Origin of the sequence: Pseudomonas sp. B33.4 (assembly GCF_034555375.1) — a bacterium.
Classification (GTDB): Bacteria; Pseudomonadota; Gammaproteobacteria; order Pseudomonadales; family Pseudomonadaceae; genus Aquipseudomonas.
On sequence record NZ_CP140706.1, the window covers coordinates 2843093 to 2857760 of the forward strand.

The following is a 14668-nucleotide window of genomic DNA, read 5'->3' on the forward strand; positions in this document are numbered from 1 at the left end:
TAGGAGTGAGCCTGCTCGCGATGGCGCCAGGTCAGTCAATTCATCTGTGGCTGACACTCCGCTATCGCGAGCAGGCTCACTCCTACATTAGATCTGTGTTCGACATTAATCCCTGTGAAGCTGTGGTCAGGCACCATCGAGGGTGCGGCGGACCTTGTCGAGTAGCTCACTGATCTGGAACGGCTTGACCAGCATGTCCATGCCACTGCCCAGAAACACCTGGCGGTTGATCGCCGTTTCCGCATACCCGGTCATGAACAGAATCGGCAATCCGTCACGCCAGCCTCGCGCAACATCTGCCAATTCCCGACCGCTCATGCGCGGCAGGCCGACGTCGGTCAGCAGGAGGTTGATCGACGGATCATTCTGCAATCGCTCCAGCGCCGTTTCGATATCCGCCGCCTGGGTGCAGCGATAACCCGCGTCCTCCAGCACTTCGGTGACAAACATGCGCACCGACGGCATGTCCTCGACTATCAGCACATGCTCACCGGTGCCTTGCGGATCGACCACGGGTGGGGGGATGTCGGCACCGGTCGGGTCGGTGGTGGCCGGCAACATGATCGTCACTTCGGTGCCGCGCCGGGCGACACTGCGGATGTGCGCGTCGCCACCCGATTGGCGGGCAAAGCCATAGATCGTCGATAACCCCAGCCCGGTGCCTTGGCCCAACGGTTTGGTGGTGAAAAACGGATCGAAGACTTTATCGATGACGTTGTGCTCGATCCCGGTTCCGTCGTCACGCACTGACAGTGCCACGTAAGCGCCGTCGGCCAGATTCGGATCGCCATGGGAATAGGCGGCGTAGGTGCTGACCCAGATATTGCCGCCCGCCGGCAGCGCATCGCGGGCGTTGATCACCAGATTCAATACCGCGCTTTCCAGCTGCACCGGGTCGACCAGGGCGATCGCCGGTTTGTTGGTCAGCTCAAGCTTGAGGCTGATGCGTTCACCGATGGTGCGCATCAGCAGTTCTTCCAGCGAACGCACGTGATCGTTGATGTCCACCGGCCGCGTATCCAGCGGTTGCTGACGGGCGAAGGCCAGCAAACGATGGGTGAGGGACGCCGCGCTCATCGCTGAATTCAGCGCCGCTTCAGAATAAAACTGCACCTTGTCCAGACGTTGATCGGCGACACGCTTCTGGATCAACTCCAGGCTGGTGATGATCCCGGTCAGCAGGTTGTTGAAGTCATGGGCGATGCCGCCGGTGAGCTTGCCTAGCGCATCCATTTTCTGCACTTGCAGCAATTGCGCCTCGGCCCGTACGCGTTCGGCGGTTTCCTTGGCCAGTTGCGTGGTGGTGTCGTCCAGACGGGCCAGATGCGAGCGCTCGCGATGACGGTGTTCGGTGACGTCTTCGACAAATACCAGGCTCAGTTCGGGCGTGCGGTACGGCGAAATCTGCCACTCGGTTTCACGAATCTCACCCTGCACGCGCATGTTCAGCGTGCCTTTCCAGCGCTCGCCATCGACCAGGCGCAGGCGCAGCTCGTTGAGAATTGCGCTTTGATCGTCGGCAAAGCATTCGCGCAGGGTTTGCGGGTCCTGATTGTCGAGGATCAGTTGTGCGAAGGCGTGGTTGCATTCGTGCACTTTCAAATGTGCATCAAGCACCGCAATCGGCGCAGACACATTGACGAAAATCTCGCGGAACCGCGCCTCGCTTTCACGCAGGGCATTTTCCGTGTCGCGTACCCGCAACAGCGTGCGCAGGGTGGCCAGCAGCACATCCGGGTCGACCGGGTGAATCAGGTAGGCATCGGCACCGGCGTCGAGGCCGGTGATGATGTCACCGGTCTGGATCGACGCGGCGGAGACATGGATTACCGGCAGCAGCGCCGTGCGTGTGTCAGCACGCAGGATACGCACGATGTCGAAACCGCTCATGTCCGGCAGATTGACGTCGAGGATCAACGCGTCGAGCGTTTCGCTGTCAATCAGCGCCAGCCCCTCACCGCCGGTGCCGGCTTCCAGCACCTCGTAACCGTGCCGCTCCAGCCGTCGACGCAGGGCGTAGCGGGTGGCGACGTTGTCGTCGACGATCAACAGGCGGATGTCACGTTTCATCGACGTTCTCCAGAGCGATCGCCAGTGGAATGACCACGAAGAAGGTCGAGCCAACCCCCGGCGTGCTTTCCAGCCCGACTTCACCGCCGAGCAGGGCCGCGAAGCGTTTGCACAGTGACAGGCCCAGCCCGGTGCCGCGCAGACGTTTCTGCAGCGGCGAGTCGACCTGGGAAAAGTCCTCGAACAATGCACCATGCAACTCCGCAGCGATACCGATTCCGGTGTCGCTGACGGCAAAACGGATCTTGTCCACGCCTTCGAGGCGCGCCGACACCCGCACTTCGCCACGGGTGGTGAACTTCAGCGAATTGGAAATGAAGTTACGCAAGATCTGCGCGAGTTTCTTGTCATCGGTGTACAGGCGCGGCAAGCCGCCGGGTTCTTCAAAGATCAGATCCACCGCAGTGGCATCGACAATCGGCCGGAACATCCCGCGCAGCGCGGAGAACAGGTCGAACATGTCGAACCACGCCGGGGAAATGGTGATGCGCCCGGCCTCGATCTTCGCCAGGTCGAGCAGGTCATCGACCATGTCGCTGAGCTCGCGTGCCGCCGTGCTGACGAACGCCACCTGTTTGTGCTGCTCGGGACTGAGCGGGCCGTCGAGCTCGTCGGCGAGCAGGCTGTTGATGCTGAGGATCGAGCCTAAAGGCGTGCGGAATTCGTGGCTCATGTAGGACAGGAATCGGCTTTTGAGATCCGAGGCCTGACGCAATTGCTCGGCCTGAGTGTCGAGCTCGGCGTACAGCGCGAGCACGCCCTGATTGGTTTCATCGAGTTCTTCGCGCAGTGCGGCGGATTCGCTCTGCAACTGCGCAATCAACGCGGTCTGTTCGGCGCTGCTCAAAATCGGTGACTCAGCCATGGGCGGCCTCCAGGGCAACGACCAATACTGTTGCATCGTCACGCCCGCGACTGAAGTCGCGGTGCAGGACGCTGGCTATCACAGCGGGGTGGCGATGCACCAGGCCGGGGTAGTCTTGTAGATTCCAACGGGACTGCAAGCCGTCGCTGTACATGATCAATAGATGTCCGTTCACGTGAGCATAGTCAAAGGGCCGGGCTTTTCGGTATTGCACGCCGACGATACCTGGGTGCGAGGCCAGACCGCGCGATTTGTCAGCGGCGATCAGGCTGGCGCCAATATTGCCCACGCCAGCGAAGGTCAGGCTGTCGCGCCTGCCGTCGAACTGGGTAAACGCGACGGCACCGCCACGAGTGCCGATCATGTCGCGGTGCATGTCTTCCATCAGCATCACCGGATCGGCAAACGGAGCCAGGGCAAAGGTCTGCGCCCCCGCACGACCGGCGCGTTCGGCTTCCTCGCCATGCCCGAGGCCATCGATCACCAGCGCGCTGATGCTGGCGCCTTCATACTTCAGGTGCCAAACGTCACCGCACGCCGGATCGTTGTGCAACGAGTGCTGGCTGACGCCATAACGGATATCCGGATCGCGGTCCGTGCGCGGGTAAAGACGCGCCAACAGTACCGCGCCACGGGCGTCGGCATAGACGTCAAATACTTCGGTCTGCCGCGAAACTGCACCGAGGCCGATCCCCTGCGTGCCGCCCGTGGAGAATCCGTCGGCCATGCAGGCCTCCAGATCAAAGCCCTGAGCGCGATCCACCGCGAGCATCTCGATGCCGAAACCCGTAGGCCGTGGTAATACCCGAAGATGCAGTGCGCCGTGAGTGGCATGTTTGAGCACATTGCTCGCCAGTTCAGTGGCAACCAACGCGACACGCCCGGCATCGCGCTCATCAAAGCCATGCTGTTCAGCGAGTTGCTGCGCGGTGCGCCGGGCATAACCGATCTGACTGCTGTCTTCGATTGGCAGAACCTGAGTCAACGTCCCCACGATATTCATGTCCATCGGGTGATCGTTATGCGTGTGCCTTTGCCGGGCTCGGTGTCGAGTTCGAACTCTTCGACCAGCCGTTTTGCGCCGGTCAGGCCCAGCCCCATGCCGCTGCCGGACGTCCAGCCATCGGTCATCGCCAGCTTGATGTCGGCGATGCCCGGCCCTTCATCACGAAACGTCAGGCGCAGACCGACCTTGTGATCCTCATCGAGAATCTGCCAGTCCATGTCGCCGCCGCCCCCGTAAACCATGGTGTTGCGCGCCAGTTCGCTGACCGCCGTGACCATTTTCGTCAGGTCGATCAGGCGCATGCCGCATTCGGTGGCCAGTTTGCGTGCTGTCTGGCGCGCGAGCACGACATCCTGCTCGATGTGAATGGGTTGAGTACCGCTGCTGCGAACGGTCATTGCCGGTCTACTCGTTCCTGCAACAGCTTCATCCCGCGCTCGACGTTCAATGCCGTGCTGACCCCGGGCAGGGTCAGGCCGAGTTCGACCAGGGTGATCGCCACCGCCGGCTGCATGCCGACCAGCATGGTTTCGGCGTCCATGATTTTCGACAGGCCGGAGATCGTGCTGATCATCCGGCCAATGAACGAGTCGACCATGTCCAGCGCCGAGATGTCGATCAGCACGCCCCGCGCCGAGGTCTTGCTGATGCGCTCGGACAAGTCGTCCTGCAGGGTGAGGGCGAGCTGGTCATGCATATCGACCTGAATGGTCACCAGCAGGAACTTGCCCATCTGGAGAATCGGGATACGTTCCATGCTTATACCGTCTTGACGAGGCTGACACCCAGACGGGTCAGGGCCAGTTTCAATGCGTCGGCCAGATTGGCCTTGGTCACCACGCCTTGCAGGTCGAGACCGAGGTGGACGATGGTTTGCGCGATTTGCGGACGCACACCGCTGATGATGCAGTCGGCGCCCATCAGGCGGATCGCGGTGACGGTTTTCAACAGGTGCTGGGCGACGAGGGTATCGACGGTCGGCACGCCGGTGATGTCGATGATGGCGATTTCCGAACCCGTGTCGACGATGCGTTGCAGCAGCGACTCCATCACCACTTGCGTGCGCTGCGAGTCGAGGGTGCCGATCATCGGCAGCGCGAGCACGCCGTCCCACAGCTTGACCACCGGGGTCGACAGCTCCAGCAGTTCTTCCTGCTGACGCTTGATCACCGCTTCGCGGGATTTCTGGAAGGTGCGGATGGTGTGCATGCCGAAGGCGTCGAGCAGCTCGGAGATTTCCCAGAGTTGTTCGGCGAGCAGCGCAGGCTGATCTTTGTAATGGCTCTGCAGCAGGTTAAACAACGGGCCTTTGAGGGCGAAGATAAAACTGGCGGTCTGTTGCGAATCCTGACCGAGCAGGGCGCGGCTGTGGGACAGTTTTTCGAGGAACTGACGGGTGGTTTCCCAGCCCGGCGCGGCCACATTGGTGCCGTTGTCGTTTTGCAGACCACTGATCACCAGTTGCAGGAATTCGCCGGTTTGTTGCTGTATGTCGTGGTCTTTCAGATTGCGCGTGGCACCGCTGGCTTCCAGTCCGTTGACCCATTCACTCAGCAGTTGTGCTTGTTTGTTTTTCATCGCATCGAGTGTGCTGTTCTGCAGTGCTGCCATGTGCCTGTTGCTCCGTCGCGAATTGGGGGGCGATCGTGAAAATGATCGCCGCGAAGTGATCGACATTTGCCGTTCGAAATAGTTGTTCGTTCATGCACGTATATTTTTGATCTGGCGCAAGGAACGTCCCGGTAACTCTAGTCGGCGTACCGGCGAGCGGCGATGTTTTGAACGTTGGCGCGCGGCAGGCTTCGAATCTTTGACACCCGGCGGATGTGCGCCGGGGGTGTTTGACCAACGAGGTGGCCATGAACGAGCAAACGAAGCAGAGCCAATCTGGCGAACCGATCAATCGCAATGATCCGGCGATCGACCCGCAGGTGCCGGGGCAGCCGGCACCGACGCAGCAGCAGGGCGATGACGGTCAGGCGCAGAGTGCCGACCCGGCGGTGGATCAGAAGAACCAGCACACGGATAACGACAATGAGTTCAGTCCGGGCTTCGAACCGCAGCCGGATCGGGCGAAACCGGGGGAGGATACGGATGCCGATATTGATACGGATGGCGGTTGATTTCGGCGGATATGACAAGGCCGCATCTTATGGATGCGGCCTTTTTTTCGCTGGAGTCTGGTGGTGTGGCTGAGATCGATCCCCCTCACCCCAGCCCTCTCCCCCAAGGGGGCGAGGGGGAAGGGAGCCGATCTCGGTGCTTTTCAAAAATCAGGTTCAACTCGAGATTTCAAGTCAGGGACTGTTCAGAGCCTGAGTTCGACTCAAGATTTTCAAGTCGGCGTAACTCGAACATCCACCTCGGTCGGCTCCCTCTCCCTCCGGGAGAGGGCTGGGGTGAGGGTAAAGCTTTTACTTGCTCGGATGCTTGGCCTGCAATTCTTTGGCAGCCGCGAGGTGTTTCTCCAGCGCCGGCAGCATTTTCTGCGCAAAGGCCTTCAGTTCAGGAGCGCCTTTGACCTTGTCATCGGTCACAGTATTGGCTTGTTTCTTGAACAGCTCGATGGTCTCTTCGTGCGCCTTCACCTGATTGTTGGCGTACGCCGCGTCGAAAGACTCATCACGCACTTCAAGGATTTTTTCCTTGGCCTGTTTGACCAGCGTTGTGGTGTCCGGGACCTCGATGTCATTGGCCTTGGCAATGGTCGCCAGTTCATCGTTGGCTTTACCGTGATCGGTGATCATCATGTTGGCGAACGCCTTGATGTCCGCCGATTGGCTCTTTTCCAGGGCTAAACGACTGGTTTCGATTTCGGCAATGCCACCGGCAGCGGCGTTATCGACAAAGTTGTTGTCCGTGGCGGCGAAAGCACTGCCCATGCCGCTGCTCAAAGCGACAGCCAAAACCAGATGACGCAGGTTGAATCCGTCCATTGGTGTATCTCCACGCAGTTTTTTGTTGGGGTTATCCAATGGAGGCAACGCTGCGAATAAAGGTTTTATCGCATTTGCGACAGGGCGACGAACGGCCACCGCTGGTCTGACAGGTGGTCGACAGAACGGCTCAACCAAGGCCATTCTGATAACGGGCCAGCGCATCGGTCGTGCTGGCTGCCGATCAACTGACGGAGGTGTTCCATGCCGGTGACCCATGATCTGTTACAGGATTTGAAGCTTACGAAGGAAGAGATCCAGCAAAAACGCACCGCGGATCCACATCTGGACGCACTGATCAACAAGTATTCCCAGGCGGACGCCGACGTGGTCAAGGCCGAGACAGCCACCTCGGATGCACCCAGCGATGACACGCTGAAAAAACTCAAAGAGAAGCGCTTGCAGGTCAAGGACAAGATCGTCGAGCAACTACAGGCGCGATCCTGATGGCCCATTGATCCGCCGACCTACGGTTGCGGATTGACTGGAACGACAGCCACGACCGGCACCTCGAATGTACAGAGTCTTCCATCCGACTCATTGCGAGGTGCCTTATGAACGATCCCAAATTCCCCAGTGAAGAGCAGGGCGCATTCGACCCGGTTCCCACGCATCCCGAACCCAACAGCCCGGCGCATACCACGGCCAATCCCGAAGAGCCGGATGAGGATCTGCCTGAAGACGAAGATCCGGACAAGTTCGATAAATCGAGTAACTGACAGACCGCATTCGCGAGCAGGCTCGCTCCCACAGTTGAAACGCATTCCCCTGTAGGAGTGAGCCTGCTCGCGATGGCGTCAGCCCCTTCAACACAAAACTTTCAGATTCACTTCAGGGCCGCATCCAGTGGCATCCGCGCCATATGCGTGGCTTTCAACGAGCCAAAGTACAACCACGGCCCATACTCGCGCACCGTGGTAATCGGCGAATAATTGCCACCGCTCGCATCCTGCAGATTGGCGATCACCTTGCCCTCCAGATCCAGGCCCAGCACAAACCCGCGTTTCTCCACCGGTTTCGGTAAAACCGTCAGCGCCCGCACGATCATCTTGCGCACGAACGGATGCCCCGCAGTGCCGTCGAGCAAAGCATTGCGCGGCGCATACAACGCCACCCAGAACCGGTTGCTGCCATTGAACGCGAGGTTGTCCGGCAGCCCCGGCAAGTTGTCGATGAACAGGTCATGAGTGCCAGCTTTCGGCCCGCTCAGCCAGTAACGGCTGATGCGGTAGGCGCCGGTTTCGTTGACCAGCACATAGGCGTCGTCCGGGCCGAGGGTCACGCCGTTGGCAAACTCCAGTCTGTCCAGCAGCACGCTGGTTTTACCGCTCTGAAAGTCATAACGCAGCAGGCGTCCGTCGCCGCCATGTTCGATGATCGCTTCGCCGTCATGGCCGTAACCCCAACGGCTGGAAGCATCGCTGAAGTAGGCGTAGTGCCCGGACTTGTCGATGGCCACGTCATCGGTAAAACCAAATGCCAGACCGTTGGCCGCCGTGGTCAGGGGAATCAACTGACCCTGCGCATCAAGGGACAACAAGCCCTTGACCCCGTCGGCGATCACCAGCAAGCCGTTCGGATGGCGAGCCAGGCCCAGCGGGCGACCACCGGTGTCGGCCAGCACTTTGCGTTGCTGGCCGTCGAGGCTGGTACGGATCAGTCGGCCGTCGTGCAGCCCAGTGATCAAGAAGTCACTCTCCAGCAGCAAGGCTTCCGGCCCTTCGATGTCGCTCGGCCCGACCTGCACTGCGGCTTTGAGTTTCTGGTTCTCGGCATAAATGCCTTCTGTCAGCGATGGTGCTGGCGGCGGCGTCCAGGCTACGGGTTCGACTTTGGTCGGCATCAACGATAAAAACCCGATGACGATGAGCACCACCAGCAATAGCAGATGTCGCAGCTTCACGCGCTGGCCCTCGCCGATGACAGGTATTGCGCGGCCATGTCACGCAGCGCCAGCATCGACGCGGCAGATTCGCGCTCGATGCGGCGTTTGAGCAGCAAGTGATTGGCGATGCGCATGCCCAGCCCGGCGAAGCGATAATCCAGCGTGCGCACAAATCGCGTGCCGTTCCCCTCGGCGCCGCATTCATAGGTCAGCAGCAACGACAATCCGTGATCACCTTGCGCCCGCGCGCACCAGCGCCGACCGGGCAAATACTCGGTGACTTCCCAGCTCAAGTGGCCTTCACGGCCGCCGGCGTGAATATCCTCTTCAAAGCGCGTGCCGGCATGCAGCGGGCCGTGTGGCCCGTCGATTTTCAGCGATGACGGGTGCCACTCCGGCCAGCGCCCGACGCTGGCGGCATAGGCAAGCACGGCAATGGGTTCGCCAGCGATATCGATGGTGTGCTGCATGCGGGTCATGGGCATTCTCGAATAACTCAGAGGGGCGGTTTCCGGCTCCCAGTACAGGGTGCCGAACAGGTAGTCCATCAGTGGCAGGACGATGTTGAAATTGCGTTCCTGCATGCGCTCGCGGCGGTGATGCAGCTCGTGCAAGCGGCGCATCTGGCGGATCCATGGCAGGCGCGTCAGCGGGTTGTGCGGCGGCAGGTGTTCGCAGGCATGGAACACTTCGTAAGTCAGATAACCGAGAACCATGCAGCCACCGAACAACCCGGCGACGTTGGCGTTGGCGTGTGCGAACAACCACCACAGCGGCAGGGTAACCACCAGTGTGTGCAGCACGATCAGCCACGCCGGGAACAGAATCACCCGCCAGTCGCGGGCGCTGTCGTAGGTCATGTGGCCGGGGGTGAAGAAGCTGTGATGATCGCCCGCATGCCGGGCATAGAACATTTTCGCGAAGGTCTTTTTGTGGTGGCCGAGATGGCGGTGGACCATGTACACGCCGAAGTTGAAGAAGAGCAGGGTCAGCGGCACCGTCAGCCACTCCAGCAGACTGACCTGCTGCACGCTGCTCCAGAATGCGCCGATGGCCAGCGCGCCGAACAGCAGCACGAACGCACCGTGCAGCCACGGGTTGTACAGCGGATGAATGGCCGCGCGGTAGCGGCTGCGAAATGCCTCGGTGGTCTGCCTCACTGCATCACCTGCGGGGATTGTTGTTATACCCGGCAGATTAGCCGATCCGGCCGTTTGTGCAGGCCGCACCTCGGTGTCACATGCGCCATGCTCCGGTGCAAAGCCGCCGCTTCAGCTCAGAGGATTCCAGCGCTGCGACCAATCGTCATCGGTGCGGATCACTTCGCGCAGCAGATTGAAAGCTTGCTGCAGCGTCGCCGAATCGCGATCGCGTGAGTAGACGAGGTAGGTCGGATAGCCGAATTCCGGGGCTTTGGTCACCGCTTCGAGAGCGCCGCTTTCCAGATAGGTGCGCACTACGCGGGTGCGGAAGTAGCCGCTGCCGCCGTGCTCGAGGATGTATTGCAGGGCCAGCGGGCCGAGATTGAAACTCAGCGCCGCTTTGGCTTTTTCCGGCAGGGCAGCGTCGTGTTGGCGGCGGAAGTCCGGGCCCCAGTCGATGTAGACGTAGGGATCGGGGCGATCGGGTGCGCGCACCAGAATCAGTTTTTCTTCCAGCACTTGCTCGACCTGCAATCCCGGCCAGTATTCCGGCTGGTAGACCAGCGCGGCGTCGAGCACACCGAGTTCGAGCTGGCGGAGCAGGTTTTCGCCATCGCGAATTTCCATGCGCAGGGCATGCCCGGGGATTTTCTCGCGCAGCTCCGCCGCCCAACTGAGCATCAACGGGTTGCACAGGCTGACTTCGCCACCGATGTGCAGCACGTTGTGATAGCCCTCGGGCAGCGGCAGGTCACGGCGCGCGGCTTCCCAGGTCTGCACCAGTTGATTGGCATAGATGACAAAGGCCTCGCCATTGGGCGTCAGTTTCGCCCCGGCACGGTTGCGTACGAACAGCGTGCTGCCCAGCTGACTTTCGAGTTTTTGCACGCGTGCGGTGATCGCCGTTTGCGTGACGAACAGCTTCTGCGCGGCAGCGGCGAGACTGCCGTGACGGACGATTTCCAGAAAGGTGCGAGCGAGATCGATGTCCATGGGCGGGCCGGTGTTTGAGGTGTCGGGCATTGTAAAGGCAAAAGTCCCTCACCCTAACCCTCTCCCTGAGGGAGAGGGGACTGATTGGGGGATATTGAAGCAATGCACTGACTTGAACGATCAGCGTTGAATCCATAATCGATCCGATTTTTCAGGTCGATGCAGGGCGCGAGACACCTCGGTCAGTTCCCTCTCCCTTGGGAGAGGGATAGGCGGGCGGCGTTCCGATGAGGGGAAAGCAGTCACCGCCAAAATCAACTGGCCAACTCGGTCAACCGCCCCCGCGCCCACTCCTCGATCAACCGCGTCGGCGTGCCACAGACCTTGCGCTTGAAGACAAAATTGCGGCACTTCTCGGCAAATTGATTGCGGTTGTAGAGCATGTCTTCCTGCATCTCTTGCAGTTCAGTTTCGCGGCTTTGCTGGATCAACATCTGATCAACCCGCGCCTTGCGTTCACGCACCGCCGCATAGGTCGGATCGCTCACTACTCCGTTGGCCCGCTGCAGCAACCACAGGGAAAACTCGTCCGGGCAGCGCGGGCCGATTTCCTGAACCATGCCCAGTTGCCACGCCTGCACCGCGCTCACTGGCAGGCAGGCCTGGGTCAATTGCTCGGCCAGGGCCGGGCCGACGGCGCGAGGCAGGCTGTAGGTCCAGTATTCGGAGCCATACAAACCCATGCTCTTGTAATGCGGGTTGAGCACGATATCGGCACGGGCAAACACAATATCGGCGGCCAGCGCGAGCATCACACCACCGGCGCCAGCATTGCCGGTGACGCCGCTGACCACCAGTTGCCGGGCCGTCAGCAGTTCTGCGCAGACATCGTCGATCGCCTGAATATTGGCCCAGGCTTCGGCGCCCGGATCCTGCGCGGCTTGAATCACGTTCAAATGCACGCCGTTGGAAAAGCTGCCGCGCCCGCCCTTGATCAGCAACACCTGCGTATCACGGGACTTGGCCCAGCGCAGCGCGGCGACCATGCGCTGGCATTGCTCGGTGCTCATGGCGCCGTTGTAGAACTCGAAGGTCAGCTCGCCGACGTTGCCGGATTCGCGATAACGCAGCGGTTGATAGGCTTCATCACTGAACGGCTGCGTGGCAACCGACCAGTCCAGCACCGGCACGTCGGCCAATTGTTCGGCCAACAGGTGCCGCGCCGGTTGCTTGAAGGTTTCTTCGCCGGGTTGCGGTTTGCGCCGCAGTGCACCGATCCACAGGCTTTGATCGCCCGCCGCAACGAGTACGGCATCGTCATGCACCGCAAGAATCTCGCCGGGCATGCCATTGCGCGAATCGAGGTGTGCGTCATAAACGTAATATTGACCGCCGGCCAGACTCGCCAGCACACCGGGCTGGCCGTCGGCGGCATCGATGCAGCGTTTGATGAACCGGGCACAGTCGTGCCAGCTGAAACTGCGGTCGACCTGTTTCATGTTCGGCTGCAAACGCCCACGTACTTGCGCATCGGCATAGTCCAGAGCCACTGGCCCGAACCCTTCGATGAATTTCTCCACCACTTCGCGAATGCAGCGAATCGCCGCGTCACTGACCCGGCCGTTGTACAGCTCGGATTTGCGCAGGCCCGCCGGCAGGTTGAATTCGCAGGTCGCCCACACCGGGCCGGCGTCCATTTCTTCGACGGCTTGCAGCGCGGTGACGCCCCAGCTCGGTAGCTCGTTGGTAATCGCCCAGTCGAGGGCACTGGCGCCGCGATCGCCGACGATGCCGGGGTGGATGATCACCACCGGGCGCTGGGTATTGCTCCACAGCGCCTGGGGTACGCGGTCCTTGAGGAACGGGCAGATCACCAGATCGGCGCCGCTGTGTTCGATCTGTTTGCACACGGCGTTTTCATCGGTAAACAGCACGACGCTGGGCGAGTGCCCGGCCTCGCGCAGTTCCAGCCACGCACGTTGGGTCAGGCCATTGAACGCTGACGACAGCAGAATGATGTTGAGAGGTCGCATGCTTCTCTTCCTTGAGTGGGTTCAGCCACGGCTCTCGGTGAGCCGTCCCTGGCTTTCGATGGAGCCGCGAGATTAATCAGTGACCGGCCACGCGCCAGTGATCGAGGTCAACGTTCTGTCAGCCAGTATTTCTGCGGCGACGAAGCGCCTTATGCTCAATGGTTTGCTTGTGCTGATTTTTTATTACTTCAAATGTCTTCGAGGCTATTGCACAGTCGCGCCTGATCAGAGCCGGACGATCCCGGCAGAACGATGGTTTTTCGCAGCGGGTGGGACCCGTTTCAGGGAGCAAGGCATGGGTGGGTACAACCCGCATTACCAGATCATCGGGCAGATGTTCCAAAAGGACTATCGCTGGCTGTGCGCTGCCGTTGGCCGCACGCTGGGTTGCCCGCACAGTGCGCAGGACATCGCCTCGGAAACCTTTCTGCGGGTGCTGGCATTGCCGGACCCGACGGCCATTCGCGAGCCACGCGCGCTGCTGACTACCATCGCCCGGCGGCTGGTCTACGAAGGCTGGCGTCGCCAGGACCTTGAACGCGCTTATCTGGAAAGCCTGGCGCTGGCGCCGGAACCGGTGCATCCGTCTCCGGAAGAGCGGGCGCTGGTGATCGAAGCGCTGCTGGCGGTCGATCGCTTGCTCAACGGGCTGTCGGCCAAGGCCAAAGCGGCGTTTCTCTACCACCAGCTCGACGGTTTGACCTACAGCGAGATTGGCGAGCGCCTCGGCGTGTCGACCAGTCGCGTGCAGCAATACATGGTCGAAGCGTTCAAGCGTTGCTATCAGGCGATGCAGGCATGAGGCCGGACGAAGCGGTGATCGACGAGGCCGCGCAATGGCTGGCGTTGTTGCAGTCGGGCGAGGCGGGCACGGCCGAGCGGGCTGCGTTCGAGGCCTGGCGGGTCGCCGATCCGCGGCATCAGCAGGTCATCGAGCAAATGGGCGGCAGCCTGAATCTGCTGCGCAACCCGAGCCTGCGCAACGTGCCGCGCAACAGTTTGCTGCACAGCCTCAATGCGCCGTCGAGTCGTCGACGCTTTATCAGCGGCAGTTTGAGTGTGCTCGGTGTTGCGCTGTTGGCCGCATTGCTCGGGCGACGTTACGGCTGGCTGCCGGAGGCGGGGGAGTTGTCGACCGGAACCGGAGAGCGGCGTGACTTCACACTCGCCGACGGCAGCGCTTTAACGCTCAATGCACGCAGTCGAGTGGTGCCTTTGTTCGACAGCCAGCAGCGCTTGCTCGCGTTGCGCAGCGGCGAGTTGTTGGTCGATGTGGCGAAAGAGTCGGCGCGGCCCTTTGTGGTCGAGACCGGGCACGGTCGCATGCGTGCACTGGGGACGAAGTTTCTCGTGCAGTACAAAGAGGAGGCGACGCGCTTGGTGATGCTCCATTCGCAGGTCGAAGTGGTCACCGCCGGCGGTGCGCGGCAAGTGGTGGAGGCAGGCGAAAGTTTGTTGTTCAACGGCGCCGGGCTGCTGTCGCTGGAGCGCAGCAACGGTCAGGAAAGTGCCTGGGTGCAAGGTCGACTGGAGGTGCGCGACCGGCCTTTGTACGAAGTCATCGACAGCCTGCGCCGCTACCGTCGCGGCATCTTGCATCTGAGCCCGGAAGTCGCCGACCTGCGCCTCAGCGGCCTCTATCCGCTCGACGACAGCGATCGTACGTTGCAACTGCTGGAACGCTCGCTGCCGATCCGCGTCACCTGGCACAACCCGTACTGGGTCAGCATCGACGCGCGGTTATAAACCCATAACTTCTTGGCCTAATCGCCGCCCTATAAAAAGCGCTGGCCCGCTG

At 60.9% G+C, this 14668-nt stretch carries 16 protein-coding genes; 5 read left to right on the plus strand and 11 right to left on the minus strand.

Annotated elements, in window-relative coordinates; translation table 11 throughout:
• Positions 1-126: 126 nt before the first annotated feature.
• Genes U6037_RS12520 through U6037_RS12545 form a run of 6 tightly spaced genes read right to left on the minus strand, consistent with a single transcriptional unit; the run spans position 127 to position 5552 of the window.
• Positions 127-2070 (minus strand): response regulator, encoded by a 1944-nt coding sequence (locus tag U6037_RS12520; RefSeq protein ID WP_322846972.1) that lies wholly within the window; start codon positions 2068-2070, stop codon positions 127-129.
• On the minus strand, positions 2060-2935 hold the full coding sequence (locus tag U6037_RS12525; RefSeq protein ID WP_322846973.1) for a sensor histidine kinase: 876 nt from the start codon (positions 2933-2935) through the stop codon (positions 2060-2062). Before U6037_RS12525 ends, U6037_RS12520 begins: the two co-directional genes overlap by 11 nt.
• Positions 2928-3938, minus strand: coding sequence for an ATP-binding protein (locus U6037_RS12530; RefSeq protein WP_322847315.1), 1011 nt, complete (start codon positions 3936-3938; stop codon positions 2928-2930). The genes U6037_RS12525 and U6037_RS12530 overlap by 8 nt, the downstream gene beginning before the upstream one ends.
• A complete protein-coding gene (locus U6037_RS12535; protein WP_003225570.1) occupies positions 3935-4339 on the minus strand; it encodes an anti-sigma regulatory factor in 405 nt (134 codons plus the stop codon). Before U6037_RS12535 ends, U6037_RS12530 begins: the two co-directional genes overlap by 4 nt.
• Positions 4336-4698 carry an STAS domain-containing protein gene (locus tag U6037_RS12540; protein ID WP_007912539.1) on the minus strand — a complete coding sequence of 121 codons (363 nt, stop codon included), beginning with the start codon at positions 4696-4698 and terminating at the stop codon, positions 4336-4338. The genes U6037_RS12535 and U6037_RS12540 overlap by 4 nt, the downstream gene beginning before the upstream one ends.
• Positions 4699-4700: 2 nt before the next feature.
• On the minus strand, positions 4701-5552 hold the full coding sequence (locus tag U6037_RS12545; RefSeq protein ID WP_322846974.1) for an STAS domain-containing protein: 852 nt from the start codon (positions 5550-5552) through the stop codon (positions 4701-4703).
• A 248-nt stretch (positions 5553-5800) separates the two neighbouring features.
• Between U6037_RS12545 and U6037_RS12550 the strand changes: the two genes are divergently transcribed.
• Complete coding sequence (locus U6037_RS12550; RefSeq protein ID WP_322846975.1) at positions 5801-6064, plus strand: hypothetical protein; 264 nt, start codon at positions 5801-5803, stop codon at positions 6062-6064.
• A gap of 291 nt (positions 6065-6355) precedes the next feature.
• On the opposite strand, the gene U6037_RS12555 is transcribed toward U6037_RS12550, so the two are convergent.
• Positions 6356-6877, minus strand: a complete 522-nt coding sequence (locus tag U6037_RS12555) for a DUF4142 domain-containing protein (RefSeq protein ID WP_322846976.1) — start codon at positions 6875-6877, stop codon at positions 6356-6358.
• A gap of 204 nt (positions 6878-7081) precedes the next feature.
• Here U6037_RS12555 and U6037_RS12560 point away from each other — a divergent pair, with 204 nt between their 5' ends.
• Positions 7082-7324: a YdcH family protein gene (locus U6037_RS12560; protein WP_053120870.1), complete on the plus strand. Its 243-nt coding sequence runs from the start codon at positions 7082-7084 to the stop codon at positions 7322-7324.
• A gap of 107 nt (positions 7325-7431) precedes the next feature.
• Complete coding sequence (locus U6037_RS12565) at positions 7432-7596, plus strand: hypothetical protein (protein ID WP_007912545.1); 165 nt, start codon at positions 7432-7434, stop codon at positions 7594-7596.
• Between the two features lie 107 nt (positions 7597-7703).
• Here the strand turns inward: U6037_RS12565 and U6037_RS12570 are convergent, their stop codons facing one another.
• From U6037_RS12570 to U6037_RS12585, 4 genes are all read right to left on the minus strand, one after another.
• On the minus strand, positions 7704-8780 hold the full coding sequence (locus U6037_RS12570) for an SMP-30/gluconolactonase/LRE family protein (protein ID WP_322846977.1): 1077 nt from the start codon (positions 8778-8780) through the stop codon (positions 7704-7706).
• Entirely contained in the window at positions 8777-9922 is a 1146-nt protein-coding gene (locus tag U6037_RS12575) for a sterol desaturase/SRPBCC family protein (protein ID WP_322846978.1), read from the minus strand. Before U6037_RS12575 ends, U6037_RS12570 begins: the two co-directional genes overlap by 4 nt.
• 111 nt (positions 9923-10033) lie before the next feature.
• Positions 10034-10897, minus strand: a complete 864-nt coding sequence (locus U6037_RS12580) for a LysR family transcriptional regulator (RefSeq protein WP_322846979.1) — start codon at positions 10895-10897, stop codon at positions 10034-10036.
• A 254-nt stretch (positions 10898-11151) separates the two neighbouring features.
• Positions 11152-12870 (minus strand): hydrogenase maturation protein, encoded by a 1719-nt coding sequence (locus U6037_RS12585; protein ID WP_322846980.1) that lies wholly within the window; start codon positions 12868-12870, stop codon positions 11152-11154.
• A 295-nt stretch (positions 12871-13165) separates the two neighbouring features.
• On the opposite strand from U6037_RS12585, the gene U6037_RS12590 reads away from it, so the two are divergent.
• Together U6037_RS12590 and U6037_RS12595 are read left to right on the plus strand one after the other, a co-directional pair.
• Positions 13166-13672 (plus strand): sigma-70 family RNA polymerase sigma factor, encoded by a 507-nt coding sequence (locus U6037_RS12590; protein WP_034152323.1) that lies wholly within the window; start codon positions 13166-13168, stop codon positions 13670-13672.
• Positions 13669-14616, plus strand: a complete 948-nt coding sequence (locus tag U6037_RS12595; protein ID WP_322846981.1) for a FecR family protein — start codon at positions 13669-13671, stop codon at positions 14614-14616. The genes U6037_RS12590 and U6037_RS12595 overlap by 4 nt, the downstream gene beginning before the upstream one ends.
• Positions 14617-14668 lie beyond the last annotated feature (52 nt).

Bases quoted from the DNA above. Each gene is read 5' to 3' on its own strand.
- U6037_RS12520 (WP_322846972.1), bottom strand. From the start codon at position 2,070: ATGAAACGTGACATCCGCCTGTTGATCGTCGACGACAACGTCGCCACC.
- U6037_RS12525 (WP_322846973.1), bottom strand. From the start codon at position 2,935: ATGGCTGAGTCACCGATTTTGAGCAGCGCCGAACAGACCGCGTTGATT.
- U6037_RS12530 (WP_322847315.1), bottom strand. From the start codon at position 3,938: ATGAATATCGTGGGGACGTTGACTCAGGTTCTGCCAATCGAAGACAGC.
- U6037_RS12535 (WP_003225570.1), bottom strand. From the start codon at position 4,339: ATGACCGTTCGCAGCAGCGGTACTCAACCCATTCACATCGAGCAGGAT.
- U6037_RS12540 (WP_007912539.1), bottom strand. From the start codon at position 4,698: ATGGAACGTATCCCGATTCTCCAGATGGGCAAGTTCCTGCTGGTGACC.
- U6037_RS12545 (WP_322846974.1), bottom strand. From the start codon at position 5,552: ATGGCAGCACTGCAGAACAGCACACTCGATGCGATGAAAAACAAACAA.
- U6037_RS12550 (WP_322846975.1), top strand. From the start codon at position 5,801: ATGAACGAGCAAACGAAGCAGAGCCAATCTGGCGAACCGATCAATCGC.
- U6037_RS12555 (WP_322846976.1), bottom strand. From the start codon at position 6,877: ATGGACGGATTCAACCTGCGTCATCTGGTTTTGGCTGTCGCTTTGAGC.
- U6037_RS12560 (WP_053120870.1), top strand. From the start codon at position 7,082: ATGCCGGTGACCCATGATCTGTTACAGGATTTGAAGCTTACGAAGGAA.
- U6037_RS12565 (WP_007912545.1), top strand. From the start codon at position 7,432: ATGAACGATCCCAAATTCCCCAGTGAAGAGCAGGGCGCATTCGACCCG.
- U6037_RS12580 (WP_322846979.1), bottom strand. From the start codon at position 10,897: ATGGACATCGATCTCGCTCGCACCTTTCTGGAAATCGTCCGTCACGGC.
- U6037_RS12585 (WP_322846980.1), bottom strand. From the start codon at position 12,870: ATGCGACCTCTCAACATCATTCTGCTGTCGTCAGCGTTCAATGGCCTG.
- U6037_RS12590 (WP_034152323.1), top strand. From the start codon at position 13,166: ATGGGTGGGTACAACCCGCATTACCAGATCATCGGGCAGATGTTCCAA.
- U6037_RS12595 (WP_322846981.1), top strand. From the start codon at position 13,669: ATGAGGCCGGACGAAGCGGTGATCGACGAGGCCGCGCAATGGCTGGCG.